Here is a 24,575-nt window from a genome sequence, read left to right on the forward strand (position 1 = left end):
CGTTCGCAACTGTCACAGTGCGCTCCTGCCTGGTCTTCAATCCGGAATCGCGGGCAGAGCCCATTTCGCAGATCGTCATCAGCCCGTGGTCGGGCCCGGCCATGAGCCCGGCCACGGCAGCCCGATGCGCATGGTGCCCGATCGTGACCAGTGGTCGGGGGCTGTGGCCGTCAACGTGGTCGGGGGTGCCCGGTGAGCTGACCGCATGGATCTCGAGTACATCTCCTCACTCGGCGGGGCCGCCGCACCATCCTGCAGGTTGCCCCGCCCGCGGCCGACAGCGAGGGGATCCGCACACAGACCGCGCAGGCACTCCAACACGGCCTGGACATCGTATGGTTCACCCCTGCGGTTCCGCCTGGAGAGGCGCGAAGGAGAAGGAGTTCGCGAAGGCTCCGTGGACCAGTACGAACGTCGGTTGCATCTGTGTACTCACTTCTCGGTAGTCACGGGGGTCTGACGTAGGACCAGGCAGAGGAAGCCGAAGCTGTCCCGGTACCTGTGCAGCCACTGCGAACGCTGAGCGGTGGCAGCGTTCAGCGCCTGTGCGCCGGCCGGATCGGCAGGGTTGTCCAGAGCCCATGAGGCCAGCGAGCCCCAGCAGGCCCACTCGTAGGCGTCCAGCTCACCGCGGGTGCTGACATGGCCGTGGACAGGGGTCCATCCGTCGGCGACGACGCGGTCCACCGTGGTCGCCAGGTCGGCAAGGTCGCCGAACATCTCGACGGCCGCCGGTGAAGGGACGCGGTCCCAGAACGACTCACCGATCAGAACGCGGCCGCCGGGGGACAGGTGCTTGCGGGCCGCCGCGAGGGTGGGGAGAAGACCGCCGAAGGCATGGGCGGCGCCGACGCTGATCACCAGGTCGAACGGCTGTGCAGAGACGAAGTCCGCAGCCTCCTGGTGGTGGAGGACCAGGCGCTCGTCGACTGCGAGGTTGCTCGCTGCCTGGCGGGCCTGCGTCAGGGCGACTTCCGAGATGTCGACGCCCTCGGCGTGCAGGTGCGGGCGCGTCGTCAGGGCGCGCAGAAGCCATTCCGCCGTGCCGCATCCGAGGTCGAGCACTCGCTCGTCGCCTCGCGGGAGGCCGCGTTCGAGCAGGCGGCTGACCGAGTCGTCGTCGAGCGGAGACTTTATCGGGTGGTCGGCATGGGCGATCATGGAGATCTGATCGCGGCTCATCGGCGCACCGTGGCCCATGTCGAGGAGCAGCTTCGCGGCCACCGCCGTCCCGTCAGTGCGGATCGTGCCGGCGACGGCCTTCGCCCGTGCTTCCGTCTCGGGGGTCAGCGCCGCCCTGAGCGCGGCTGACAGGGACTCGAAGGTCGGGGCCGGGCCGTCGTGGGCCGCGCCGATGCCCAGGTCGGCCACTCGGGCGGCCCAGTGCGGCTGGTCCACGAACTGGGGCACCACCACCTGGGGTGCACCGGCTCGGGCGGCGGTGGTCGTGGTGCCCGCGCCACCGTGGTGCACGACGGCCGCGACCCGGCGGAACAGGTACTGGTGGTTGACATCACCGACGGCGAAGCAGTCGTCCGCGTCGTCGACCAGGCCCAGTTCTGCCCAGCCTCGCGAGACGAGCACGCGGCGGCCCTGCGCGCGGACCGCCTCGACGGTCACCCGGGCAACGTCTGTCGCGGCCCGCATCGGCATGCTGCCGAAGCCCACGTACACCGGCGGGGTGCCGGCACCCAGGAACTCCTCCAGGTCGGTCGGCAGCGGGCGTTCGTCGGGCAGGATCCACGCGCCGGTCTGCACCAGTTCGAGGTCCGTCAGCTCCTGCCACGGCCCCAGGACCGGGTCCGCCGCCAGCCACGGCCGGTCGCCGAAGACATGGTCGCGGACGTTCTCCACCGGCAGCAGTCCGATCTCTGCACGGTGGGCGTTGAGCGGCGCGAGGTACAGCGCGTTCACCTTCTGGACGTCCAGGTCCCACAGGGCCCGGTTGTCGGTCATGTCGATCGCGTCGGTCGAAATCGGCGGGCCCGGCCGCGACGACGGCGGGTAGTGCGTCGACGGCATCTCGAACGGGTGGAAGCAGGCGTACACGTAGCGGATGCCCAGCTTCTCGGCCACCGACCGCGCGCCGGCCGGCATCAGGCCCGTCGCCACCAGCACGTCGCATCCCTCGGCGGCCGCGGCGACCGTGTCGAAGTGCTCTGCAACCAGCTCGGCCGCGAACTCGGTCGCGAAACCGGGTGACGGCGGCGTCCCGGTCACCAGCGGTCGCACCGGTCGGCCGAACGGCACGTGCTCCACGCCGACGGCGGCCAGCATCTGCGCGAACTCCTCGTCCGGAGGCGCGCATACCCGTACTTCCGCGCCGAGTTTCCCCAGCTGTGCCGCGAGTGCGGCCAACGGCGTGATGTCGCCGCGTGACCCGTAAGCCATGATCAGCACACGCATTCAGTCATTCTCGTTTCTGTGTATTCCGGCCTCGACCGGCGATGGTGCGGGAGGGTCCGGGCGTTGCCGGAAACCCCTGAGGACAATCTCGTGCGCGCGGCAGCCGCGGCTACCGTGACCAGGGCAGTTCGCGGGTGCCCTCGGTGCCGGGAACGGAGGCGACTCCGTCGGAGCGCATCGACACGTGGGCCTCGGCCCGTTCCGGGGCATGGATCCGGCGGACGAGGGCCGGCGGCAGGATCAGGGTCTGGCTGGCCGAGACCTTCTCGGGCGGCCGTCGCAGGTCACCTCCAGGGCGCCCGCGGTGACCGTCCAGACCTACGGTCCCGGGCCTTGAACCGTTCAGGCCCCTGCTCCAGGAATTGATAGGGGAGTGGGGGCCTGAAGGGAGCTCAACAGAGGACTACACAATCCACATCTCAACGGCCTCCAGGTTCAGAGCCTCGCTCTTTGTGCCGAGGAGGATTTCATATCCGGCGTCCGGGTCCAGCCAGCCCTTGTTCTGCACGTGAGCGCGCCCATGCAGACCCGGGTGGTCGGGACGCACCGACACCTGCTCGATGCGGATCGACTTGCCCTCGTCGCCGACCCGGATCACCTGACCGCTGCCCACGCACTCATCGAACTCGTCACCCGTGTTCCGCAAATGGGCCTTCGCGCAGAAGCTGCCCAGGCCCCAAACCTGGATCTCGAGGGCCTCGATCGGCGCGCTCACGCCAGTGAGCCCGGCCTGCTCTCCGTCGCACTTCCAACCCTGTGTCCACCCGACGTTGGCGATGTGAGCCCGGTAGCAAACCTTCTCACCGGGCTCGGCCGCCTGAGCCACACCACCAGTCACCACGACAAGACCGAGAACAGAACAAAACGCCAGGAACAAACGCATCGATCGTCGCACAGCAACCTCTTCACAATCAGTCACGACAATATTCCGAAACGCACATCACGTTGATCAACAGGCTGAGGGCCGCCCGACACACACCGCGGAGCGCACGATGACCGCCACCACCAGCACCGTCGCGTGGTCGATGCGGGCCGGCTGGACGAGTAGGCCCCACTCCGCAGCGGGCTCCCCGACCGGGAACGGCAAGCCACCCCCTGCCGGCCCTGACGGCGCGCTCAGCCGGTGGCGGTGCCGAACCACTGGGGCAGGTGGCCGAGCAGGTCCTGCTGGTCTTCGCCGACCCACGCCACGTGGCCGTCCGGCCGCAGCAGCACCGCGGGCACGTCCAGTTCCTCGCTGACGTCGACGACATGGTCGACCCGGTCCGCCCAGCCCTCCACGGAGAGCCGACCGGTCTGGTCGAGCAGCAGCCCGCGGCCGCCGTGCATCAGCTCGTAGATGCGACCCCGCTTCAGCTCCAGGTCCCGCATCCGCCGGCCGAGCAGTTCGTGGCCCTCGCCGAAGTCGTAGCGGACCCCGACGGCGGTGATCATCTCGGTCACGTACCGGTTCACCTCCTCGAAGTCCATCAGCTTCGAGAACAGCTCCCGCAGCGCGGTCGGACCCGGATCGGCTCCAAGCAGCGTGATCTGCGCGCGGGTGTTCTCCAGCACGCGGGCGCCCACCGGGTGCCGTTCGGCGTGGTAGGTGTCGAGGAGACCCTCCGGCGCCCAGCCTTCGACCACGGCGGCCAGCTTCCAGCCGAGGTTGAACGCGTCCTGCACACCGAGGTTGAGCCCCTGCCCACCGGTCGGCGGGTGGATGTGCGCCGCGTCGCCGGCCAGCAGCACCCGGCCGACCCGATAGCGCTCTGACCTGCCGGGTGGCATCGCCGAACCGCGACAGCCAACGCGGCGAGTGCACGCCGAAGTCGGTGCCCGCGAACGCCCGCAGCTGCTGCTTGAACTCGTCGAGGGTCGGCGCGGTCGCACGGTCCTCGGACACCCCGTCGGCAGGCACCACGACGCGGAAAACACCCTCGTTCCCGTCCCCGGCAGGGGAGACACCGAACCGCAGTTGAGTCTTGCGGACCCCCTCGACGACGGCGGCGATCGTCGCCGGATCCTCGGTCACCTCCATGTCGCCAAGGAGCGTCTCCACCGTGGCGGGCTCGCCGGGGAAGTCCACGCCGAGCAGCTTGCGCACCGTACTGCGGCCGCCGTCGCAGCCGACGAGGTAACGCGAGCGCAACCGGGTGCCGTCCGCCAGCTCGACGGTCACCCCGGCCGCGGCCCCGTCTTCGGACTGGCTCAGCCCGACCACTTCGCAGCCGCGCCGGATCTCCGTACCGAGTTCCAGCGCGCGCTCGTTGAGCAGCCGCTCGGTGACCGGCTGCGGAGTGGCGACACCGTACGGGTGAGCCGTGTCCAACCGCTCCGGCCACGGCTTGGCAATGCCGCCGAAGAGACCGCCGACCTGGAACTTCTCACTGACCGCGAGGAACCGGCCCAACAGGCCGCGCTGGTCCATCATCTCGACGCTGCGCGCGTGCAGGCCCTGTCCGCGGCTCTGCCGGGTCGGCTCGGCCAGCTTCTCCAGCACGACCGTTCGCACCCCGGCCAGCCGCAGCTCGCCGGCCAGCATCAAACCGGTAGGTCCACCACCGGCAACAATCACGTCAGTCATCACGTCAACCATCTCAACCCCCGTGTACTCGCGCAGGCCCTGGCTTCGACTGGTGCCTCTTTCGTCTTCGTCCCCTGTCGACGGGCAGCCTCCTGCGCGAAGCGGCACCGATTCCAGAGGTAGGCAACGACTCTTCCCCCCGTCTTGAACTACTGGGCCCAGGGCAGTTCACGGGTGCCCTCGGTGCCGGGAACGGAGGCGACTCCGTCGGCGCGCATCGCGACGTGGGCCTCGGCCGGCTCCAGTGCGTGAATCCGACGGACCAGGTCAGGCGGCAGGACCAGGGTCTGGCCGGCCGAGACCCTCTCGGTACGGCCGTCGCACGTCACCTCCAGGGCTCCAGCGGTGACCGTCCAGACCTGCTCACGGCTGATGGAGTGCTCGGGACCCGCCGCCCCGGCCTCCATCGCGACCGTCCACGTGCTGAGTTCGGCGCTTCCGCGGCTGGGCGCCGCCAGGCCGGCCATCGTGGCGTTCGGGGAGACGGTGACGCTCTCGGGCGCGGGGGTGATCACGCGCATGGCGGTGTCCTCGCTCACGTCCGCGGTCTGGCCCCCGGCCTGGTCGGGGCTGGTCCATTCGACGAGCTGGATGACGACCCCGTTGGGGTCGGTCATCTGGAACAGACGCTCGCCCCAGGGCTCTTCGCGCAGCGGCATGGTGATGGGGGCGCCCGCCGCGCGCAGCCGGGCCTCCTCGGCGTCCAGGTCGGTGACCGTGAGGGCGAGGATCAGGCCGGTCGCCTCCCGGTCGCGCTGCTCGGCGGGGAGGACTTGGGTGCCCCTGCGGAGCAGGACGATGTCGACGGCAGCGTCCTCGCGGGTCAGGGAGGCGAAGCCGTCGTCGGCCATGGCCACCTGAAAGCCGAGGTGGGTACCGAGGAACTCGCGGGATGCGTCCACGTCGGCGACGGTGAGGGAGAGGGTGGAGGCAGAGACGTTCACGGCGGCTCCTCGGGAGGTATGGGGTGGGCTGGTCGGTGGGTCGGTGGTGTCAGCAGGTCCTTCAGTCCCGCGCATCCGCCGTCGGCGGCACCTTCGAGAAGGTGGTGATGGTGAGGCCGGAGTCGAAGGATCGCGTGGTGACCGGGGTGAAGTTCGTCGGGGTGAAGGGGCCGTCGAACAGGGGATGCCGGATCCGATGACGATGGGGTTGCGCTTGATGATCAGTTCGTCGATCTCGTCGCGGAGCGCGCCCGCCAGCTTGCCGCCTCCGCACAGCCAGATCCCCATGCCGTCCTGCTTCTTGACCTGCGGACCAGGGCGCCAGGGTCGTCGACGACGGTCACCGCCGGATCGGGGCTGGTCAGCGTGGAGGAGACGACGTACTGCTTCAGGTGGTCGTACGGGCTGGTGAGTCCGTCCTTCAGGCCCACCTCGTAGGTCGCGCGGCCCATGACGACGGTGTCGAACCGCTCGGCGGCGCGGTCCGCGATCCCCAGCGGCCCGCGTAGTCAGCTTGCGCAAAGGGTGCTCATCTCTTCGGTGCGGAACCAGGTACGGGATCAGGCCCTGGGGATGTCGAGCTGGAACTCGCGCGTGCGCCGGTAGGAGCGGAACCCCAACTCCCGGTTGACCGCCAGCATGTGGACGTTGTCCTCGGCGTTGTCGGTCTCGATCTCGGTGACACCGGGGTACTCGGCGGGCAGTCGGCGCACCATCGCAGCCTTGATCCACAGCCCCAGACCATGGCCGCGGTGCGCGGGCACGACCGCGGTGTCGTACTGCTGGGCCCGTGACGGCGCGCCCTGGGGGAGCAGGATCTCGGTGTAGCCGGCCATGGTGCCGTCGTCGTGGACGGCGGCGATGGTCAGCAGGGTGTCCCCTCGGTCTGCGATCACCTGGGCCATGGCCCGTACGCGCTCGGCGTCCCAGTCCACGGTGCCGTAGTCGAGGTCTCCGACGGGCATGTCGTTCATCGCGTTCTTGGCGGCGGCGAAGGCCTTGGAGAGGTCGTCGGGCACCGTGCCGGTCCAGCTGGTCAGCCGGTAGCCGGGGTGCTCGGCGCCGGCGACGCGGAGGATCTCGGCCTCGTCCAGCTTGTCGAGGTGCAGGATCAGATGGTCCAGGGACAGGGCCCGGCGGAAGCTCCACCGCTCGCAGAAGGCTTCGCCCGGGCTGTCGGCCGCCGCCTCGACGATCAGGCTGCGCCGGTCCTCGGTGCGACAGGCCTCCACGACCGCGGAAAGCAGCTGCGACCCGGTTCCGTTGCGCCGGTGGGAGGGGTCGACGTGGAGCTCCAGTTCGGCGAGGTGATCCCTGCCCCGGGAGGTGAACAGCCGCAGGCCCGCGACTCCGACGGGGACGCCGCCCGCCCCGGCGGCCAGCCAGGTCAGCCGGTGGCTGTCCAGGGTGGGCTTGGTGAGCTGGGCGTGAATCTGACCGGGGCTGGGAGGCGGTACGCCGGGCAGGTCGTGGGCCATCGAGGCGGCGACGACCTGATGCCAGGCGGCGGCGTAGGTGACTGAGATGCTGCCGCGGAGCGGTGTGAGGTGGACGTGCTCGGACAAGGCGGTGACTCCCGAAGTCGATGTGGTCGAACTGCCGTGAAGCTATGGGGGGCTGATGGTCGGCACATCGGCCGGCAACCCGGGCAAGTGAGGTGGTGCCCCGCGTCAGCGACTGCGTCGCCCGCGTCCGCGGGTGCGTCGAGGGTCGGCGTCGGCTTCCGGCGTCTTCTCAGCGAAAGTGGCAGCTTCGTCGCGGCCGGGGCGGCCTCGCGGCCAGGGCGGATCGGCCTGAGAAGAGCCGGCCTGCCCTACCGCCGAAGCTCCCGGCTCCGGAGCGCCGGGCCGCTGCAACGTGCGACTCTGCAGCGACACCGCTGCCCGAGGAGTCCGCACATCAATGGGATCGGGACGCCCCAGGATCGCCGAAACAAGCAACCAGCAGCGTGAGACGCCCTCTGCGACGCGCAGGCTGCGCAGCGCCGCGGTCCTAAAAACCCACGCGCATGCTGCATGACTGTTCCCCCAAGGCTGATCCAGCTCGAACAACCCGCCCTGGCTTGCGCTGAACCGCCCCCAGGCCGAGATCGCTGGAGCAGCCGCACCACTCACTCCGAAAGAGGTTGCCTCCAGCGATCTTCAATCTATGGCCACGCGAAGCACGGCAGTGTGCAGGACGTGCACGCACCTTCGACACTTCGTGCACCTACGTGCTCGACACCCCGTGCACCTACGTGAGCAGGGCATTCGCGCGGTACTCGGTGGGGGTGACGCCGTGCACCTCGCGGAAGGCGCGAGAGAAGGCCGTGGCGCTGGAAAAACCCCACCGTGCCGCAATTGCCTGGACGGGCTGGCTACTCAGGTCTCGGCTCGCCAGGTCGAGACGGCAGCGTTCGATCCGCTCACTGCGGATGGTTGCCGCGACGCTGAAGGGCTGCTCGCGGAACAGGTTGTAGAGAGTGCGCAGGGAGATGTTGTGCCGGTCCGCGATCGCCTGAGGCGTCAGTTCAGGGTCTCCGAGGTTGTGCTCGATGAATGCGTTGATGCGCTGCCGCATCACTTGTGCGCGGGCCTCGGCCGGCGCCTCGTCCAGCGCTCCCAATTGCTGGGCCAGGCAGGCGGTGGCCAGGTCGAGCGTCATGGATCCCAGGCGGTTGATCTCCTCACCGCCGCATTGCGGGCCGTGGCTGCGCAGCGTGCCGAGAAAGCCGGCGAGGATCGCCGTAGTTCCCTCGCTCGCGGGGATGCGCTGCCCGAGAAGGCGGTCCACTCTGTCCGACCGCAGCGGCAGGACGGCCCGGGGTATCTGGAGCATGACCATTTCAACCTGCCCGTCGGCGTCGCCGACCGTTTGGGTCTCCACCGGATGTGACGTGTTGGTCAACACCAGATCCCCGGCGATCACGGAACGGTGGCCTCGCTGAGAGACCCTGAAGGCCCCTCGCGTGACCAGCGCGATCTGGTACTGCTCGGAATCGCCTGTGCGGACGTGAGCGGGGGTACGGCGCGCCAGCACCGGCGAGCAGGCGAATGTCGACAGTCGCGCGGCGCCGAGGTCCAGGTCCGTGATGTCGGCACGGAAGTCGGCTGTGTGCCGGGTACTGAGGCTGACAGGCATCACGTCACTGGACACCGTCTCACAGAACCAGTCGAACGTGTCTTCACAGGACACGGCCGCAGCCGATACATCCAACGATCCCAACTCAGTCCCCCCAGACGCTGCACACCTTCTGCGACGCATCGATTATCAGCCATGACTGGCAGGGCGCGCGGGAAGGACTCGGGCACCCGGCACCGGACCGACTGGCCGGGTCGGGCGACCGTTGCATGACAGTTTGGAGGCGTGAACAACGCCAGGCGCGCCTCGTTCCACGTACTGTCACAGCACTGAAGCCGGCCAGGGCTACTCGTCGCCCCACTCAGTCCGGCGTTCAACGGAGTAGGGAGCTTCAACGAGCACCACGCACGTTGCTGGCCGGGGCTGCCCGCTCGTGGAGTGTGCAGGCGGTGCCGGCCGGTCAGGGGTGCCTGCGGCGGCACTACAACGGTGGCCGGCAGCCTCGACGGCTAAGACCGTGTCCTATCTGGTGAGGCGGTCCAACTGATCGTTTCAGAATGAAGTGGGTTGTGGGTTGTGGGGCGTGGCAGTTGGGTGTTGTGTCGGCAGGATCTGTGCCGCCTCGTGCGCCCAGGCGGCATCGGTATCCCGGGCGGTTGCCTGGGGATGACCGGGCTGCGCTGCGTGGCATCGTCTATGCCCTGTGCAAGGGCGTGAGCCGGCGGGACGTTCCCGCGGAGCAGGTCGGCTGCAGCGGTGTGACGGCCTGGCGGCGTCTGCGGGACTGGACCGAAGCGGGCGTCTGGCCGCAGCTGCACGAAGTGCTGCTGGTCGAGCTTCGGGCCGCGGGCCTGCTGGTCATGGACGACACGGCGATCGACGGCTCGCACGTCCGGGCGCTCAAAGGGGGGCTCACACCGGACCTTCGCCGGTCGACCGCGCCCGGCCCGGCAGCAAACACCACCTGATCGTCGACCGGCACGGCACTCCCTTGATCGTCTCGCTGACCGGCGGGAATCGTCACGATGTCACGCAGCTGATGCCCCTGCTGGACGCGATCCCCCGCATCCGCGGGGTGCGCGGGCGGCCACGTCACTGGCCGGGCCGGCTGTTCGCCGATCGCGGCTACGACTACGACAAGTACCGCCGACTGCTCCGGGCCCGCGGCATCACACCGAAGATCGCCCGGAAGGCACCGCCCACGGATCCGGACTGGGCAAGACCCGCTGGGTCGTCGAGCGGACCTTCGCCTGGCTCCACCAGTTCAAACGACTCCGGATCCGTTACGGGATACGCGCCCACCTCCACCTCGCACTGCTCCAACTCGCCTGCAGCATCATCTGCTTGAGACGACTCCGAACCTCATTCTGAAACGATCAGTTAGCTCGTAGGTCTGAGCTCTCAGTCGGCCCCACCATTCCCGTCCCGAGAAACCGGGCGATGTCAGCCTCCTCGGCTGCGACGCCCGCGAGCACCTCGTCCGTCAACTCTCCGAAGGGGGTCAGAGCCACGGACCTGCCCCGATTCTGCTTGCTCCAGGTCGCACAGGCCAGGCCGTCCACCATGACCGTGGGCCGGATCTGGCCGCCGCCGGGCCAGACCTGCCGCTCATATGACTTGGCCACGGAGAGCGCGCGGGTCCGATAGCCGACCAGGTAATTGTCGTATGCAGGCAGCAGCCGGACGTCCAGGGCCGGCTCAGCCGTCTCCGCGATGCGCTCCGCAGGCAGTGCGCAGCGCTGTCCCGCCACGTCGCACGCCACGGACTCCGTGGCGGCCTCAAGCGTCCGCCAGGCCCTTCGAGTCATTGCGGCAGGCAACCCCGACCACGTCGTGAAGTCCTCCAGGGCGGCCGGCGCGTGGGCGGCCAGGTAGCGGCGGGCCAACTCGACAGCGGCCGACTCTACGTCCAGGGCGGGCCCGCCGCCCGCCGGCAGCCAGTCGTCGAGCAGGACGAACGTGGCCTCGCCGTCGTCCTTGGTGGGGCCGTGGCAGATCTGCCCCAGCAGCGCACAGCGCCGTACGAGGTGAAACGGCACCTGGCCTCGGGTGTCCAGTCCGGCCCCGGCCAGCCGTTCCGCGAGCTCAGCGCGCGTCAACGGGCCCTCGGCGGCCAGCGCGGACGTGATAAGGCGCTCGGCGCGGGCAAGGGCATCATCATCCAGGCCCAGTTCGCGGTAGCGCCGGGCACTGAGCTTCAGGAAGACCGGGCCCAGCAGCGCCGTTAGCCAGTGCAGATCGGCTGCGGATACCAGATACAGCGTGCCGCGCATGAACCAGTTGCGTACGACGCTCCGCTCGACGTTCGCCGCCCTGTCCACGGCCCCGGCCGTGAGGTCGACGGCGCGGGCCCTCAGCCCGAGCGCCGCTGCCGACGCGTCCTGCGCCTGCACGGCGAAGGCCCGATCCATCACGTCCGGCACCGAGGTGCCACGCAGCCCGCTGATGCCCTGCGCATGAGCGCGCATCAGCCGGGCTTGTTCCGCATCCAGTGTCCGCATGCCGACTCACTCTAAAACCCTTGAACTCAGGCAAGTTGAGTGGTGGGCGTTGAGCAGCCACACTCAACGCCTCCCCAGCCGCTGCTGACCTGCATTGGCGATGGCCCTGACGACCTCTTGACCTGCATGGCGGGCGCAGTGCAGGTGCAGGCCCTGGCCTGTCTGCAGGACTGCGGCAGGTTCAACTCCATTGTCACTCTTTCGAGTTGCACCATTTATCGGTGGCTGTCCGGCGAATTGGTCAACAACAAAGCCAGCGTCAAGCTGACCGTCGGCTGGTTCAACGAACCGATGAAAATCATGCAGTTCATCCGGCTACGCCCCGAAGCGCCCTGTTCGTCAAGGGTGTGCCCGCCCGCCACCCGCAGGTACGCACCCAGCACGGCGAAGCCATGATCACCCCTACCTGCCTGAAGCGTCGCCCCGCCTGCTGTGGCACGTGCATGCCGGCGGCTGGGACCTGATCGGCTACCAGCGCCTCACTGGCATACACGCCGACTACGCCCCCGGCTCCCCGGATCTACTCCTCGTCGCCCACGCGGTGGCGGAACTCCAGGCCACGCCGTGGCACGGCATCGAACTCAAGCGAGCGGAACAGCGCTGGGCCTCCGACGCCGGATCCTGCGATGTCGGTCTGCTCGCTGGTGACACGCTTCTGCACACCGACCTTGCACCCCACAATGTGCTGATCGGTGACCGCGCGCACATCATTGACTGGGCCTGGCCCACGCGAGGCGCGGCATGGATCGACCCGGCGGTGATCATTCTTCGGCTCATGGAAGCCGGCACAGTGCCGAGGGCGCCGATACCTGGGCCCGCGCGTCCTGCGCCTCATGGGTGTCCGCCCCACAGCCGGGGTGACGGTCTTCGCCAAGGCCGGCGCCGCAGCCTGGGACGAGATCGCCCGCAACGACCCGCAGGGCTGGAAGAAGAACATGGCCCGGCACGACCATGACTGGGTGACCTACTGGTGCAGCCGTACCTCCTGGCGCGAGTGCAGATGACGCCCCCACCGAGGGCCGCAGGTGCAACTCGCGGCCGTTGACGTTCGGGCAGTGACAGGGGGCGTGGTATCCACCCCGTACTCGATCCGGAGAGACGGCAACGACTGCGGTAGTCGTTCTTCGCCAGAACTAGCCGCTCCAACTGCCCTTCAAGGGAGCCCGGAAGAGCTTTTCGTGGACGGACTACCATGACCTTCTGGTCCGTGCGCATCTTGAACTCGGTCCGCCCGTGGTGATCGTCTGGGACATCTGAACATCCACAGGACGGCCGGACTGCGTCAGGGCGCGGCTGACCACGATTGACTCACAATCTCCAACTCCCGTCCTAAGTACCCGATCTGAACCCTGTCGAGGACGTTTGGTCGCTGCTGCGGCGAGGACCATGGCCAACACAGTGTTCACCGATCCCGAACACCTTGAGCGCACCTTCCGTCGCGGTCTCCGCTGCCAAGAGGGTGTCGATGCCGTACCGCTCCTGAACGCCCGAGCCAGTGCCGACCTCGAGCAACCAGGCAGCGCCTTGCCCAGGTTCAAGCGGTCCCGATCAGCGAGGGCTGACTGAGCCGGCGTGACCGCCACCGACCGCCGGGCAGTTGCTCCCGCTCGTCCTGCTCTCCACGAGTAGAAAGCTCACCACGTGATCCATGAGAACGCGCCCGCGTTTGTCGACGAGCCAGGGAAGGGGGCGAATCGCCAGCCGCTCTCCTGGGAGCTGCGGCTGCGGCACTTCGGGCACGTCGAGCGCCCGACTACGTCCGTGCGCGACCGCTTGGTCGTGCCGTTTCCCGAACCCGGGTCACGGCTGTGGCGCACGCTCGGGCTGTCCCCGGTAGCGGCGTGCCGACTGGCGCGCTGGTCGGAATGGGGCGGACCACTGCTGGTGGCCCTCCTTGCCGGGCTGCCGCGCTTTTGGCGTCTGGGTAGTCCGCGGGCGGTCGTGTTCGACGAGACGTACTACTCCAAGGACGCCTGGTCCTTGCTGCGGCTCGGCTACGAGGGCACCTGGCCGAAGGGCCAGATCTCCGACCCGCAGATCCTGGCCGATCCCCAGGTGATCCCGCTCTCCGACGCCGGGTCCTTCGTCGCGCACCCGCCGACGGGCAAGTGGGTCATCGCCCTCGGCGAGTGGATGTTCGGCCTCACCCCGTTCGGCTGGCGCTTCATGACGGCGGTCCTCGGCACGCTGTCGGTGCTGATGCTGTGCCGAATAGGACGCCGCCTGTTCCGTTCGACACTGCTGGGCTGCCTGGCCGGAGCACTGATGGCGGTGGACGGTCTGCACTACGTGATGAGCCGCACCGCTCTGATCGACCTCGTCGTCATGTTCTTCGTACTGGCGGCGTTCGGCTGCCTGCTCATCGACCGGGACAGTGCGCGAGCCCGGCTCGCGGCAGTTCTACCGGTCGACGAGGACGGCCGAGTGCGCCCGGACGGACACACTGGCGACCACGCCGGGACGGGAGCGCGTCCCTGGCGGCTCGCTGCCGGCCTCTGCCTGGGACTGGCGGCCTCAACCAAATGGAACGGCCTGTACTTCCTCGCTTTCTTCGTGGTCCTCACCCTGCTGTGGGACGTCGGCTCTCGCCGCGTGGCGGGGGCGCGCCGCCCCTACCGTGCGGTGCTGCGCAAGGACCTTGGCTGGTCGGTGCTGTCCCTCGCCCCGGTCGCTGTCCTGACGTATCTGGCGACATGGACCGGCTGGTTCCTGTCCGACAACGGCTACGGACGCCACTGGGCGGACGCCCGCGGCGGCACATGGTCGTGGATTCCGGCCCCGCTGCGCAGCCTGTGGCACTACGAGCACGGCGTCTACCAGTTCAATGTGGGGTTGAGTACCCCCCACAAGTACGAGTCGAACCCTTGGAGTTGGCTGGTCGTCGGCCGTCCTGTGCTGTTCCACTACCAGTCGCCGGCACCCGGCAAAGACGGCTGCCACGCGGCGGCCGGCTGCACACAGGCGATCCTCGCCCTGGGAACACCGCTCCTGTGGTGGTCGGCATGCTGCGCACTCGTGTACCTGCTCTACCGATGGGCGCTGCGCCGCGACTGGCGCTCCGGCGCCATCCTCTGTGCGGTGGGTGCCGGTTATCTGCCCTGGTTCCTGTACCAGGACCGCACGATCTTCTCCTTCTACGCGGTCGTCTTCGTGCCGTACCTGTGCCTGGCGGTGACGATGATGCTGGGTGCGCTTCTGGGTCCGGCGGGAGCCACTGACAAGCGCCGCATACGAGGTGCGGTGGCCGCAAGCGTGCTTGTCCTGCTCATCGCCTGGAACTTCATCTACTTCTGGCCCATCTACACCGGACAGACGATCCCGCATGCCGACTGGCGCGCCAGAATGTGGCTCGACACCTGGATCTGAGCCAGGCCACCCAGTACGCGCGGGCAACCTGCGCGCGCCCTCGACCGGATGGGAACCAATTCGGCGTCACTCACCGGGCTGAGGGTGGCGCGATGGGGCCGACGCTTCCGGGACCGGCTCCGGTGGTGTGGGCGTCCGCTGCTGTAGCGGTGGGCGAGGCGGGACCGGACGCAGCCGTAACCGTGGCGGCCGAGGTCGTCGTCCCGGCATGGGTCCCCCTCGTCATGCGTGCTCGGTCTGACGCAGATGGCCGGAGCCTCGGTTCCCGGCAGACGGAGAGACGCAAAGCGGTGAGACCACACCGCACGCGCAGCAGCCGGATCGGTACTGCCGATCCGGCTGCGTCCCACGTGGGCGGACGGGATGGGGGCGACCGCCTACTTCTCCTTCCGGCGAGGCGGTTTGATTCCGCGCCACCGGCAGAGCCCGTCGATCGCGGCGACGCAGCCGATGAACGTGACGATCGGGGCTCACCCTCCCGCCGCTGGATCAGCGCCGGCCACTCCTCGCGCCATGCAGCGTCTTCGGGGCCGGCAAGGTATGCGAGGCCGGTTACGAGACTTCGGAGCGGCCGACGCCATGCAGAGTCTCGCGGCAGGGTGCTGTCCAGGATCACCACCAGAAACACACCCGATACCAAACCCAACCCACCGAAGAACTCAACTAGGCCGCTGGTGTCGCTACTTGAAGCCCCGGCCTGGTCCGGTGATCTCGTAGTAACGCCTCCTGGGACGCCACGAGTCGTTGGCCTCGGTTTGCCACGTTGGGTCGTCTTCCCACCTGGCGGCGACCAACCCGGCCTTCTCGAGCCTCGAAAGCATGCTCAGCGGGTCGCCGCGGCCATCGCGGCGGTGACGGCGCTGGCCAGGGTGAGGACGGTGGCAAACGCTGCGGCGCCGCGCATGAAGGCGGCCGGGTAGGTAGCGCCGTCGATGCGGGCAAGGATCCCGGTCGCGATCGCGGCCAGCAGCGCCAGGGTCACCACAAGGCTGGTGGTGAGAAGGATGAGGATGATGGTCATGGCAGACTCCCACGGGCGAGCGAGGTGTTGACACGACCGTTGTGCCGGATTCGGCGTACGTCGGGGTCCGATCGGACGATGATGAACGATTGCGGACACCGAGGCGTTGGGGGACTGCGGGGTGCAAGAACACATCGGCCCAGATCAGGCGTTGGCGGAATTGAGGTGCCGCCTGCAGGACGGCCTGGCCGAAGCCCGCCTGGACAAAGCGCAGTTGGTCGCGCGGGTCGATATCGCCCGCACCACTGTGTTTGCGGCGTTGAAGGACGGTGCTCCCGTCCCGTCGGCGAGAACGGTGGCCGTGTTGGGTGCAGCCCTGAAACTGCCCGTTCAGGAACTGCTGGATCTTCAGCGCCAGTCCAGCCCGCGTGCAGACATGGAGGCCGGGGATGCCTGCGGGCCGGGACAGCCGTTGGCAGAGTGGGACCCGCACGACCTGGAGGTCCATCCCGCGGGCGTTCAGTCGACCCTGGACGCAGATGGTGCACGGGGGAGGAGGATGCTGTCCGGTTATGTGCGTCGCACGCACGACGGGCTACTTGCTACCGCGGTGCATGATGCGGTGCAGGGCCGCAGCCAGATGGTGGTGCTGGTCGGGTCCTCTTCGACGGGCAAGACCCGGGCGTGCTGGGAGGCGGTGCAGCCTCTGGCCGAGAAGGGCTGGCGGCTTTGGCATCCCTACGATCCGAGCCGCGCCGACGCAGCTCTGGAAGAGCTGCACACGGTCGGCCCGCGGACGGTGGTGTGGCTGAACGAGGCTCAGCACTACCTGGGTGACCCGCGGTTGGGAGAGCAGGTCGCTTCCGCCGTCCGTACCCTCCTCAACGATCAGGAGCGCGGACCGGTCCTGATCCTGGGGACGCTGTGGCCGGAGTACGCAGACCTCTACGCAGCCCTGCCCACGCCTGGCAGCCCCGATCCGTACAGCAGTACACGCGAGCTACTGGCGGCACGCACCGTTTTGGTTCCAGACACCTTCGACGCCGAAGCCCTGCAGGTCGCACGCAGCCTGGCGCAGCAGGGAGACCGGCTGCTTGCCGACACCCTCACCCGCACCACGGCGGAGGGACGGGTCGCCCAGGATCTGGCCGGGGCCCCTGAGCTGCTGCGCCGCTACGAGCACGCCACTCCAGCAGCGCGGGCCTTGCTGGAGGCGGCCATGGACGCCCGCCGCCTGGGTGTCCGCCTGCATCTGCCCCAAGCGTTTCTGATCGACGCCGTCGATGACTATTTGACCGAGACCGACTACGACGCTCTGGACGAGAACTGGGTCGAAGAGTCATTCGCCGACCTGGCCCGCCCTGTCCACGGCAAGCAGACGCCCCTGCGTCGTGTCCGGCATCGCCCCGCACGCCGCCTCACGGCCGAGACCCCCGCAGGCGGTGGTTCAGGTACCACCGCGGGGGCCGGCCCCGTGTACCGCTTGGCGGACTTCCTCGAAGAGCAGGGCCGCACGGTACGCCGCGCGCTGTGTCCACCCGCCTCCTTCTGGTTCGCCGCTCACACCCACCTCACCGATCCGGGCGACCTTCACTTCCTCGGCCTTGCGGCAGAACGCCGACGGCGCCTCCAGTGGGCGCACCGTCTCTATCGTCAAGCCATCTATCAAGGCAGTGTCGATGCGCTGCAGGATCTGGCAGAGATGCGATGGAAAGTGGGCGACGTACAGGGTGCGGGAGACCTCGCTCAGCGAGCGGCCGAAGCCGGTTCCACCAGCGTTTTGCGCTGGTTCGCCGAAGGATTGGAAGAGCTCGGGGACCTGAAGGGGGCAGAGCTTCAGTGGCAGAAGCTGGCGGACGCCGACCAGGCTGGGGCGTTGTTTCGACTGGCTGACCTGCGGGAGCGGACAGGTGATCGCGAGGGCGCCGAGGCTGTTGCTCAGAGTGCGGCAGACAACGGCGACAGCAGCGTGCTGCGGGAGCTGGCTCTCCGGCGGGACACGGTCGGGGATCGTACGGGCGCCGAGGCATTGGCCCAGCGGGCGTATGACGCCGGTGACGCCAAGGCGATAGGCCACCTCGCCGTACTGCGCCAGAAGGCCGGAGAGCCGAAGGCGGCCGAGTCCTTGGCTCAGAGGGCTGCCGACACCGGCGACACGAGTGTTCTGATCCGAGTCGCAGACCTGCGGATGGACACAGGCGATCGTGAGGGCGCCCAAGCGTTGTGCCAGCGCGCGGCTGACCTGGGGGACACGGGTGCGCTCATCCGACTCGCCGGACTGCGAGCGGCGGACGGCGATCATGAGGGGGCTGAGGTGCTGATGCAACGAGCGGCCGAAGCGGACAATACGTGGGCGTTGGGCCGACTCGCCAGCCTGCGTGAAGCGGCCGGTGACCTTGAAGGAGCCGAGGCACTGGCCCAGCGTGCGGCTGAAGCCAAGGACACGAGAGGCCTCTTCCGTCTCGCCAGCATGCGATTGGAGACGGGCGATCGACAGGGGGCGGAGACCCTGGCTCGGCGAGCAGCCGACGCGGGGGACCACGGGGTGCTGTTTCGGCTGGCCTGCCTGCGGGAGCGTGCCGGTGATCATCCTAGTGCGGAGGTCCTTGCTCAGCGGGCAGTCGACACCGGCGATCCGGGCGCGCTGTTGAGACTGGCCGGCCTGCGGGAAGAAGCGGGCGATCGTGCAGGAGCCGGGACTCTGATTCAGCGAGCGGCCGACAGGGGCGATCCGGAGGCGCTGTTGAGACTGGCCGGCCTGAGGGAAGAGACAGGTGATCGTGAGGGGGCGGAGCCTCTGGTTCGGCGGGCGGCAGACGCAGGCCATCCTGCTGCGCTGATTCGTCTGGCTAGCCTGCGGGAGCGTGCCGGGGACCGCGAAGGGGCCGAGACTCTGGCTCGGCGAGCGACAGACAGCGGCCAGTACACGGCAATGATTTCGCTGGCTGTGGTGCGGGAGGAGACCGGAGACCGAACGGGCGCCGAAACCCTGGCGCGACGAGCCGCCGACACCGGTCGCATGAGTCCGCTCACACTGGAGCTTGACGGACAGGCAAACACGGCGCTTCTGCGGTACTTCCCGCATGGACTCGACCCGGATGGATTGCCGTCCCCGCCCTGGACGGAGGCGGTGCCCGCCATGGACTCCCAGAACGGTGAGTGAAGGACCGTCGTCAGGGTCGCGGTGCTGGCAGTCACCCTGCACCGCGACCCGTCGCTAGGCGCTCGGACACGGCCCAATTGGCATTGCAGGGACGACACCGGTCCCCGCGCGCGGGATGGCCCCACGAAGATCGCCGGACCGTGCTCGCCCGGGATCTGCTCCCCGCAGGCGCGGGGGTGATCCCTGGGCCTGCGCCATGTAGCCCCACCGCTCGAGGTCGGTGACCACCTCTGCGCGCCCTTCGGCAGGGCTTCGTTCAGATCCAGTACCGCAGCAACCTCGTCGACGGATGCCTCGCCGAAACCGGCCTCACCTTGACGACACCACGCCAGCAAGGCCAGTAACTGAACCCTGCCTCCTCAGGGATCCCAGACGTCGGTGCGCTCGGCGGTGTTGACATGCTGCTGCGATGACTGATGCGTGGGATGAGTGGTTGGCCACCTTGCCCAAGGACAAGCAGGTCGTGGCGGGTGAGCTGCGAGATCGATTCGAAGAACTGGGCGCCGAGGATCCGGAAGGCTGGACGCGTTCGGAGATCAGCGAGAACATCCCGCAGCTCGCGCGCTTCGTCATACTGCGGGCCATCCGTCGGCAGGCGGTCGATTCGTGGGCCCGTGCAGGCGCATTGACTACGATTCCCGCTGCTCAACGGCTGCTTGCCGCTGGCGCTGACCCGGGTGACCTGCTTGATCTGGTTCAGAGCACCGTTCACGACACGGCCTTTGCCGTTCTCGAATGCCTCGACGAGGGTCGGGATACCGAAGCCTCAGAGGAACACCCGGGCTGGAGCCTGGTGGAGGTAGGGGGAGTCCATGCTGGACCGAGTCGCAGGATCGAAGGACTCCACGAAGATCTCCAGCCATAGATCCGATCGGGCAGGATGGCGGGATGCCTGTTGATGAACCATGGGAGCAACTGCGATCCCGACTGCGGATCGGCGAATGCTTGACCGGGACCGTCGTACGCGTTCCCAAGCCCGGTGCCATCGGCATTTTCATTGATCTGGGATTCTCTGCAGGCGGCTTCGTCGATGTACTCCTCCTCCCGCGTGACCCAGCCCGATGGCCGGCCCAGGGGACCGTGACGGACTTCGAGATCTGGTGGATGGACGAGCGCCCACAGATTCGGCTCAAGCCGGTCGAGTCGGCATACCTGCTGGAGGACTTCGACAGCTGGGTCGCCCAGCAGAACAGCGTCGCAGCCAAGCAATGGCTGCAAAGGGCTGGCGAGAGGCGCCGGGGCGTGTAATCACCCGAGCGCATTCTCTCTGGCTTCACCCTGGCCAGTTTGCTCTCGTAGTCGTTCGACCTGCTGTTTCTTGGTGGCACTGTGCCGCAGGTCTCCTGCAGTCCGGCGACTTCGCCGAGCCACTGCATCCGCTGGGCTTCCCCAAGACGTATGCCACGATCCGGGCCCTCTCGCTTTCCTGGGCTATCGGCCGTCTGGCTCCTGTCTGGTACGAGGCCAGGCGGCTGGGCATCGCAGCCTGGCTGCGCGGGCGGTGTTCGGCGCCGTGCCGGCGCGGCGCGGCCTCGGCGGCAGGTTCTGTCGTAAGTGCGGCGTGCAGCAGCTGGTGGTGGGGGTTCCATCGGCGGGCTGGACTCGTGACGGTCCCGGCCGGGCCGGCACGACGGGCGGAATCCGGTCACGACCGGTAGTCGGGAGTGATCCGGTCGGGCAGGCGGAGCATCGTGGTCCATGCGAGTTCGAGCGTGGCATTGTCGTGCAGATCGTCTTCGGCCCTCCCCTCGAACTGCCGGGCGATGGGTGCGCACACCTCGTGCGGCGGGACGACGAGCGCGGCGCCGGCGGCCTGTGCGGCGATCTGGATGTCGCGGCGCTTCTCCAGGTAGTACATCCGCAGGAACGCAGCGTGTCCGTGGCCACGTGACGTTTGCGTTGGAGTGCGCTCGAACTCGTAGCGTCGCACACACCACTACGGCGCACGAGGCCCGTGGCGCCGTCCGCCTCTCACGGGATGCCGGCGTTGGAATTCGCCGCTTGAATCGATGAGGGGCTTCGTGCGCTCGAACGATAGGGAAAGGCTGGGACACGACATGCAGAAACGCAGTCTGCGGGACCTCCAGGTATCGTCGGTCGGCCTGGGGTGTATGGGCATGTCTGCCTTCTACGGATCCACCGATCAGCAGGAGGGCATCGCGACGATCCGGCGCGCGCTCGACCTCGGGGTGAGCTTTCTCGACACCGCGCAGATGTATGGGCCGCTCACCAACGAGTCGCTAGTCGGCGAGGCGATCCGGGGACATCGCGAGGAGTACGTGATCGCGACGAAGTTCAACTACCGGATGGACAACGCCGTGCCGGGCGACATCAGCACGGTGGGCCCGCAGGACGGCTCGGCCGAGCACGTCCGCAGCTCCGTCCACGGCTCCCTGAAACGCCTGGGGACCGACCGCATCGACCTGTACTACCAGCACCGGGTCGACCCGAACGTACCCATCGAGGAGACGGTCGGCGCGCTGGGCGAACTGGTGGCCGAGGGCAAGGTGCGGTGCATCGGCCTGAGCGAGGCGAGCTCGGAGACCATCAGGCGCGCCCACGCGGTGCACCCGATCACTGCGGTGCAGAGCGAGTACTCGCTGTGGTCACGGGACGTGGAGGCCGAGGTCTTGCCCGCTTGCCGTGAGCTGGGCATCGGCTTCGTGCCGTACTCACCGCTTGGCCGCGGCTTCCTCGCCGGGCGGTTCACCTCGACGGATGAGCTGGACGCGAACGACTGGCGCCGGGAGAACCCGCGTTTCCAGGACGCCAACCTGGAGGCGAACCTGCGGCTGGCGGCAAAGGTGAAGGAGATCGCCGCCGAGAAGGACGTGACCCCGGCCCAGTTGGCGATCGCCTGGGTGCTGGCCCAGGGCGAGGACCTGGTACCGATCCCGGGCACCAAGCGCCGCACCTACTTGGAACAGAACGCCGCCGCGGTCGGCATCGCGCTGACCGAGGAGGACCTGGCCCGCATCGATGCGGAGCTGCCCGAGGCGGCGGGTGAGCGGTATGACGAGGCAGGGATGCGAGCCGTCAATCGTTAGCGCGGGTGTGTGGCCAGACAGAGGGCACGCGGCTGCCAGGGGCACCGGCATCCGGGTAGAGCTGCAAAAGTCCGGCCGCTTGGGCAGCACTGACGGTTTGTGAGACAACACTCCGCCTCTTGAAACGCCTGCGCCGCCACCGGTGTCGGCGGGTGCGCAGCGCGCACAGCGGCTCAGTTGTCTGAGAAGTCATCCCATTTGGTTGACTCGGCATTCTGTGGGTCATGGTGGAGATGATTGAGCGGTTGGTGCCGGACAAGTTGTGGGAGTTGTTCCAGCGGGTGGTACCGGAGGCGCCGTCGCGACCTCAGGGGGGTGGCCGGCGTCGGTACGGTGACCGGGAGGTGCTGGCCGCGATTGTGTTCGTAGCCACGTCGGGTTGTACCTGGCAGCAGGCGCCGTCGGCGTCGTTCGGGCCGTCGGGGGCGACGGCCCGCCGCCGTTTCACGGAGTGGTCGAAGGCCCGGGTGTGGGCCAAGGTCCACCGCCTGGTCCTCGACGAGCTGGGCGCACGCGGCGAGTTGGACTGGTCCCGTTGCGTGATCGACGCGGTGAACATGCGGGCCCGGAAAAGGGGGACCTGACAGGTCCGAATCCTGTCGACAGGGGCAAGTACGGCTCGAAGATCCACCTGATCACGGAACGGTCGGGTCTGCCCATATCCGTCGGAATCTCCGGGGCCAACCTGCATGACAGCCAGGCCCTGATCCCGCTCGTGAAGGGCATCCCGCCCCCGACCTTCCTCGCCTTCACCAGCATCGCCTGCACCCTCATCTGCTGCCGCAGGCTCTGCGGGGCACGTTCAAGCGCCCCCACGGGCCTGCCAACGGCCGTCGCCGCCCCGCAGGTTGGCCGCCCACTTGTCGTGCTGCGTGCGCTTCGCCGGCCGCTCCTTCTCGGTGGCGGGGGCCAGGGAGAACGGGGTACAGCCGGGCGGGGGACGCAGGTGCCACGGTACGAGGGCGTGCGGGAGGTTGCCAATCATCGGCCCGGGCGGTCGGGATGTGCCGGCCAGGCCCTTGGCCGGGTGCCGCTTCGACGGAGGATGGGGGAAGAGAGCGGGTCTGCGTGGTGAAGTGTGGGCCTCTGACAACTCCGACAGCAGGGAGCGTTTCTTCCGATGACCGCACAGCCCGCACGCCCTGAGCGCAGCGGTCCCGAGACCGCCTCGGTCCTGGATGTCTCGCCGTTCAAGCCTTCTCTCGTCAAAGCGGTGTTCAGGGACGTGACCCCGATGCATGTCTCTCGGTCGGCCGCGTGGGCCGCCGCGTCGGTGACGCGGACAGTGCTGACGGAGATCATCGACGGCGCGAGGAGAGCGGCGGCGGAGGAGGCCCGGAAGAAGCTGATTCCCGGGGACCTTCTCTCGGCGATCGACCGGAACGTCGAGCTCGAGGTGGGGGACAAGTGGTACGACCACAGCCCGACGTTTCAAGGCCTGACCGGTGTCCTGTACGACGCCGAGGGTGTCATCGTGCCTTCTCGTAAGCGCAGCAGGTCGCGCAAACCGAGTGCTGTGGTCGGCGCCCACAGGTTCGAGGCCGGGGTCAAGAAGCTGCTGTGGAGCCAGGGGGCGAGGGCCGTCCCGGCGATGGTCCGCGACCTGGACGGAATCGCGAGCGTGTTCCTGACGGACCTCGCCCGGGACGCGGCCATGGTCGTCCGCGAGGGCGGGGTCAAACGTTTCGGTACGGTCTCCCCAGTGATGTCGGGCGAACCGGCCCCATCCCCGTTCCTCAAGGATTCCCTCCGGGCCCTGTCCGCCCGCAGGGGGGACGGGCGGACCATCGGCAGGGATGACATTCTGGCCGCGACCACGATTCAGTTGTTCGGCGGCAACCTCAGGCAGCGAGCCCTCACCGAGGCACGCGAGGCGACACAGAACACTTCGGCCGGCTGAGCGGGTGCGACCAAGTTCGCCGCCTGCACCCTCATCTGCTACCGCAGACTCGCCAAATGAGATGGCCTCTAAAGGGTGTTGCACAAGGTCCTTCTCGGGCAGGTCGGGTGCTTGACCTGGTGTTTCACCCGGCGAGGGCGAGGTTGTGCAGGGTGGCGACGGCCTGGACGGCGTGGTGGAGGGCCGTCGCCCTTCTGACGGCAGTCGCGGAGGATCTTCCAGTTCCTCATGCGGGCGAAGGTGTGCTCGACGCGGGCCCTCACCCGTCGGTGTTCGGCGTTGTCCTCCTGCTGCCCGCGCAGGAGGGGCCGTCCGTCCCTTTTTGCGGTGCGGGACGATCAGCCCGGTGCCCAGGCAGGCGCCGTCCGCGATCACCGTCGTTCCGGCCGCCGCGGCCGGCAGATCCGACTCGCGCCAGACGTGGGCGTCGGCCGTGGCGCCGGCTCCAGGGCAAGCAGCGGGCCAAGCCGCTGGACGACCCGGCAGACCGTCGCTGAGGAGATGCCGAACAGCGGGGCGAGCCGGCGCATCGTGAGGTTGGTGCGGTCGTAGACGGCCACCAGGAGGACCCGGTCCGCCAGCGGCAGGCACCACGGCCGACCGCCGCCCGGCAACGCGGAAACCGGCGACTGACGAGCGACCTCGGCCGCATCCGATGGTC

19 protein-coding genes and 5 pseudogenes are annotated in these 24,575 nt (G+C 68.5%); 10 read left to right on the plus strand and 14 right to left on the minus strand.

The window, feature by feature from the left end; all coding sequences use genetic code 11:
• Positions 1-432: 432 nt before the first annotated feature.
• From ABZX90_RS09765 to ABZX90_RS09800, 8 genes and pseudogenes are all read right to left on the minus strand, one after another.
• Positions 433-1,182 carry a methyltransferase domain-containing protein gene (locus tag ABZX90_RS09765; RefSeq protein WP_351133597.1) on the minus strand — a complete coding sequence of 250 codons (750 nt, stop codon included), beginning with the start codon at positions 1,180-1,182 and terminating at the stop codon, positions 433-435.
• Positions 1,183-1,200: 18 nt separating this feature from the next.
• Positions 1,201-2,406: pseudogene (locus tag ABZX90_RS09770) on the minus strand (glycosyltransferase); the annotation flags it as partial.
• Between the two features lie 403 nt (positions 2,407-2,809).
• A complete protein-coding gene (locus ABZX90_RS09775) occupies positions 2,810-3,301 on the minus strand; it encodes a hypothetical protein (RefSeq protein ID WP_351133585.1) in 492 nt (163 codons plus the stop codon).
• A 221-nt stretch (positions 3,302-3,522) separates the two neighbouring features.
• Positions 3,523-4,972, minus strand: a pseudogene (gene rox / locus ABZX90_RS09780) (rifampin monooxygenase).
• Positions 4,973-5,121: 149 nt separating this feature from the next.
• Positions 5,122-5,916 carry a VOC family protein gene (locus ABZX90_RS09785; RefSeq protein WP_355203067.1) on the minus strand — a complete coding sequence of 265 codons (795 nt, stop codon included), beginning with the start codon at positions 5,914-5,916 and terminating at the stop codon, positions 5,122-5,124.
• Positions 5,917-6,137: 221 nt separating this feature from the next.
• On the minus strand, positions 6,138-6,368 hold the full coding sequence (locus ABZX90_RS09790) for a hypothetical protein (protein ID WP_355203070.1): 231 nt from the start codon (positions 6,366-6,368) through the stop codon (positions 6,138-6,140).
• Between the two features lie 108 nt (positions 6,369-6,476).
• Positions 6,477-7,481: a GNAT family N-acetyltransferase gene (locus ABZX90_RS09795; protein WP_355203073.1), complete on the minus strand. Its 1,005-nt coding sequence runs from the start codon at positions 7,479-7,481 to the stop codon at positions 6,477-6,479.
• 667 nt (positions 7,482-8,148) lie between these two features.
• Positions 8,149-9,090, minus strand: a complete 942-nt coding sequence (locus ABZX90_RS09800; RefSeq protein ID WP_351133573.1) for a helix-turn-helix domain-containing protein — start codon at positions 9,088-9,090, stop codon at positions 8,149-8,151.
• Positions 9,091-9,533: 443 nt separating this feature from the next.
• Here ABZX90_RS09800 and ABZX90_RS09805 point away from each other — a divergent pair.
• A pseudogene (locus tag ABZX90_RS09805) lies at positions 9,534-10,347 on the plus strand (IS5 family transposase).
• Between the two features lie 5 nt (positions 10,348-10,352).
• Here the strand turns inward: ABZX90_RS09805 and ABZX90_RS09810 are convergent.
• Positions 10,353-11,477, minus strand: a complete 1,125-nt coding sequence (locus ABZX90_RS09810; protein ID WP_355203076.1) for a winged helix DNA-binding domain-containing protein — start codon at positions 11,475-11,477, stop codon at positions 10,353-10,355.
• Positions 11,478-11,519: 42 nt separating this feature from the next.
• Here ABZX90_RS09810 and ABZX90_RS09815 point away from each other — a divergent pair, with 42 nt between their 5' ends.
• Positions 11,520-11,873, plus strand: coding sequence for a hypothetical protein (locus ABZX90_RS09815; RefSeq protein WP_355203079.1), 354 nt, complete (start codon positions 11,520-11,522; stop codon positions 11,871-11,873).
• A gap of 124 nt (positions 11,874-11,997) precedes the next feature.
• Here the strand turns inward: ABZX90_RS09815 and ABZX90_RS09820 are convergent, their stop codons facing one another.
• The gene (locus tag ABZX90_RS09820; RefSeq protein ID WP_351133566.1) at positions 11,998-12,138 is read right to left on the minus strand and encodes a hypothetical protein; all 141 of its coding nucleotides are present in this window, start codon (positions 12,136-12,138) and stop codon (positions 11,998-12,000) included.
• 172 nt (positions 12,139-12,310) lie between these two features.
• Here ABZX90_RS09820 and ABZX90_RS09825 point away from each other — a divergent pair, with 172 nt between their 5' ends.
• Together ABZX90_RS09825 and ABZX90_RS09830 are read left to right on the plus strand one after the other, a co-directional pair.
• Positions 12,311-12,481 (plus strand): hypothetical protein, encoded by a 171-nt coding sequence (locus tag ABZX90_RS09825; protein ID WP_355203082.1) that lies wholly within the window; start codon positions 12,311-12,313, stop codon positions 12,479-12,481.
• Positions 12,482-13,118: 637 nt separating this feature from the next.
• Complete coding sequence (locus tag ABZX90_RS09830; RefSeq protein ID WP_355203085.1) at positions 13,119-14,843, plus strand: phospholipid carrier-dependent glycosyltransferase; 1,725 nt, start codon at positions 13,119-13,121, stop codon at positions 14,841-14,843.
• A gap of 823 nt (positions 14,844-15,666) precedes the next feature.
• Here the strand turns inward: ABZX90_RS09830 and ABZX90_RS09835 are convergent.
• Positions 15,667-15,864, minus strand: a complete 198-nt coding sequence (locus tag ABZX90_RS09835) for a hypothetical protein (protein ID WP_351133558.1) — start codon at positions 15,862-15,864, stop codon at positions 15,667-15,669.
• Positions 15,865-15,985: 121 nt separating this feature from the next.
• On the opposite strand from ABZX90_RS09835, the gene ABZX90_RS09840 reads away from it, so the two are divergent.
• The 3 genes from ABZX90_RS09840 (at position 15,986) to ABZX90_RS09850 (ending at position 20,215) form a co-directional block, all read left to right on the plus strand.
• The gene (locus ABZX90_RS09840) at positions 15,986-18,967 is read left to right on the plus strand and encodes a hypothetical protein (protein ID WP_355203088.1); all 2,982 of its coding nucleotides are present in this window, start codon (positions 15,986-15,988) and stop codon (positions 18,965-18,967) included.
• A 409-nt stretch (positions 18,968-19,376) separates the two neighbouring features.
• Complete coding sequence (locus ABZX90_RS09845; protein ID WP_351133554.1) at positions 19,377-19,832, plus strand: hypothetical protein; 456 nt, start codon at positions 19,377-19,379, stop codon at positions 19,830-19,832.
• Positions 19,833-19,855: 23 nt separating this feature from the next.
• Entirely contained in the window at positions 19,856-20,215 is a 360-nt protein-coding gene (locus ABZX90_RS09850; protein WP_351133552.1) for a hypothetical protein, read from the plus strand.
• A 397-nt stretch (positions 20,216-20,612) separates the two neighbouring features.
• Here ABZX90_RS09850 and ABZX90_RS09855 read toward each other — a convergent pair whose 3' ends face one another.
• Positions 20,613-20,825: a hypothetical protein gene (locus ABZX90_RS09855; protein ID WP_351133551.1), complete on the minus strand. Its 213-nt coding sequence runs from the start codon at positions 20,823-20,825 to the stop codon at positions 20,613-20,615.
• 199 nt (positions 20,826-21,024) lie between these two features.
• Here ABZX90_RS09855 and ABZX90_RS09860 point away from each other — a divergent pair, with 199 nt between their 5' ends.
• Complete coding sequence (locus ABZX90_RS09860; protein ID WP_351133549.1) at positions 21,025-22,014, plus strand: aldo/keto reductase; 990 nt, start codon at positions 21,025-21,027, stop codon at positions 22,012-22,014.
• Positions 22,015-22,238: 224 nt separating this feature from the next.
• A pseudogene (locus ABZX90_RS09865) lies at positions 22,239-22,747 on the plus strand (IS5 family transposase); the annotation flags it as partial.
• A gap of 69 nt (positions 22,748-22,816) precedes the next feature.
• On the opposite strand, the gene ABZX90_RS09870 reads toward ABZX90_RS09865, so the two are convergent.
• Positions 22,817-22,999, minus strand: a complete 183-nt coding sequence (locus tag ABZX90_RS09870) for a hypothetical protein (RefSeq protein ID WP_355203622.1) — start codon at positions 22,997-22,999, stop codon at positions 22,817-22,819.
• 135 nt (positions 23,000-23,134) lie between these two features.
• On the opposite strand from ABZX90_RS09870, the gene ABZX90_RS09875 reads away from it, so the two are divergent.
• Positions 23,135-23,914, plus strand: a complete 780-nt coding sequence (locus ABZX90_RS09875) for a hypothetical protein (RefSeq protein ID WP_355203093.1) — start codon at positions 23,135-23,137, stop codon at positions 23,912-23,914.
• 124 nt (positions 23,915-24,038) lie between these two features.
• On the opposite strand, the pseudogene ABZX90_RS09880 reads toward ABZX90_RS09875, so the two are convergent.
• A pseudogene (locus tag ABZX90_RS09880) lies at positions 24,039-24,516 on the minus strand (transposase family protein); the annotation flags it as partial.
• Positions 24,517-24,575: the final 59 nt, after the last annotated feature.

This window comes from Streptomyces sp. NPDC002935, from assembly GCF_040611295.1.
In the GTDB taxonomy this organism is placed as follows: Bacteria; Actinomycetota; Actinomycetes; order Streptomycetales; family Streptomycetaceae; genus Streptomyces.

Bases quoted from the DNA above. Each gene is read 5' to 3' on its own strand.
- ABZX90_RS09825 (WP_355203082.1), top strand. From the start codon at position 12,311: ATGGGTGTCCGCCCCACAGCCGGGGTGACGGTCTTCGCCAAGGCCGGC.
- ABZX90_RS09870 (WP_355203622.1), bottom strand. From the start codon at position 22,999: ATGATTGGCAACCTCCCGCACGCCCTCGTACCGTGGCACCTGCGTCCC.
- ABZX90_RS09855 (WP_351133551.1), bottom strand. From the start codon at position 20,825: ATGTACTACCTGGAGAAGCGCCGCGACATCCAGATCGCCGCACAGGCC.
- ABZX90_RS09850 (WP_351133552.1), top strand. From the start codon at position 19,856: ATGCCTGTTGATGAACCATGGGAGCAACTGCGATCCCGACTGCGGATC.
- ABZX90_RS09860 (WP_351133549.1), top strand. From the start codon at position 21,025: ATGCAGAAACGCAGTCTGCGGGACCTCCAGGTATCGTCGGTCGGCCTG.
- ABZX90_RS09765 (WP_351133597.1), bottom strand. From the start codon at position 1,182: ATGAGCCGCGATCAGATCTCCATGATCGCCCATGCCGACCACCCGATA.
- ABZX90_RS09790 (WP_355203070.1), bottom strand. From the start codon at position 6,368: ATGGGCCGCGCGACCTACGAGGTGGGCCTGAAGGACGGACTCACCAGC.
- ABZX90_RS09845 (WP_351133554.1), top strand. From the start codon at position 19,377: ATGACTGATGCGTGGGATGAGTGGTTGGCCACCTTGCCCAAGGACAAG.
- ABZX90_RS09835 (WP_351133558.1), bottom strand. From the start codon at position 15,864: ATGACCATCATCCTCATCCTTCTCACCACCAGCCTTGTGGTGACCCTG.
- ABZX90_RS09810 (WP_355203076.1), bottom strand. From the start codon at position 11,477: ATGCGGACACTGGATGCGGAACAAGCCCGGCTGATGCGCGCTCATGCG.
- ABZX90_RS09875 (WP_355203093.1), top strand. From the start codon at position 23,135: ATGACCGCACAGCCCGCACGCCCTGAGCGCAGCGGTCCCGAGACCGCC.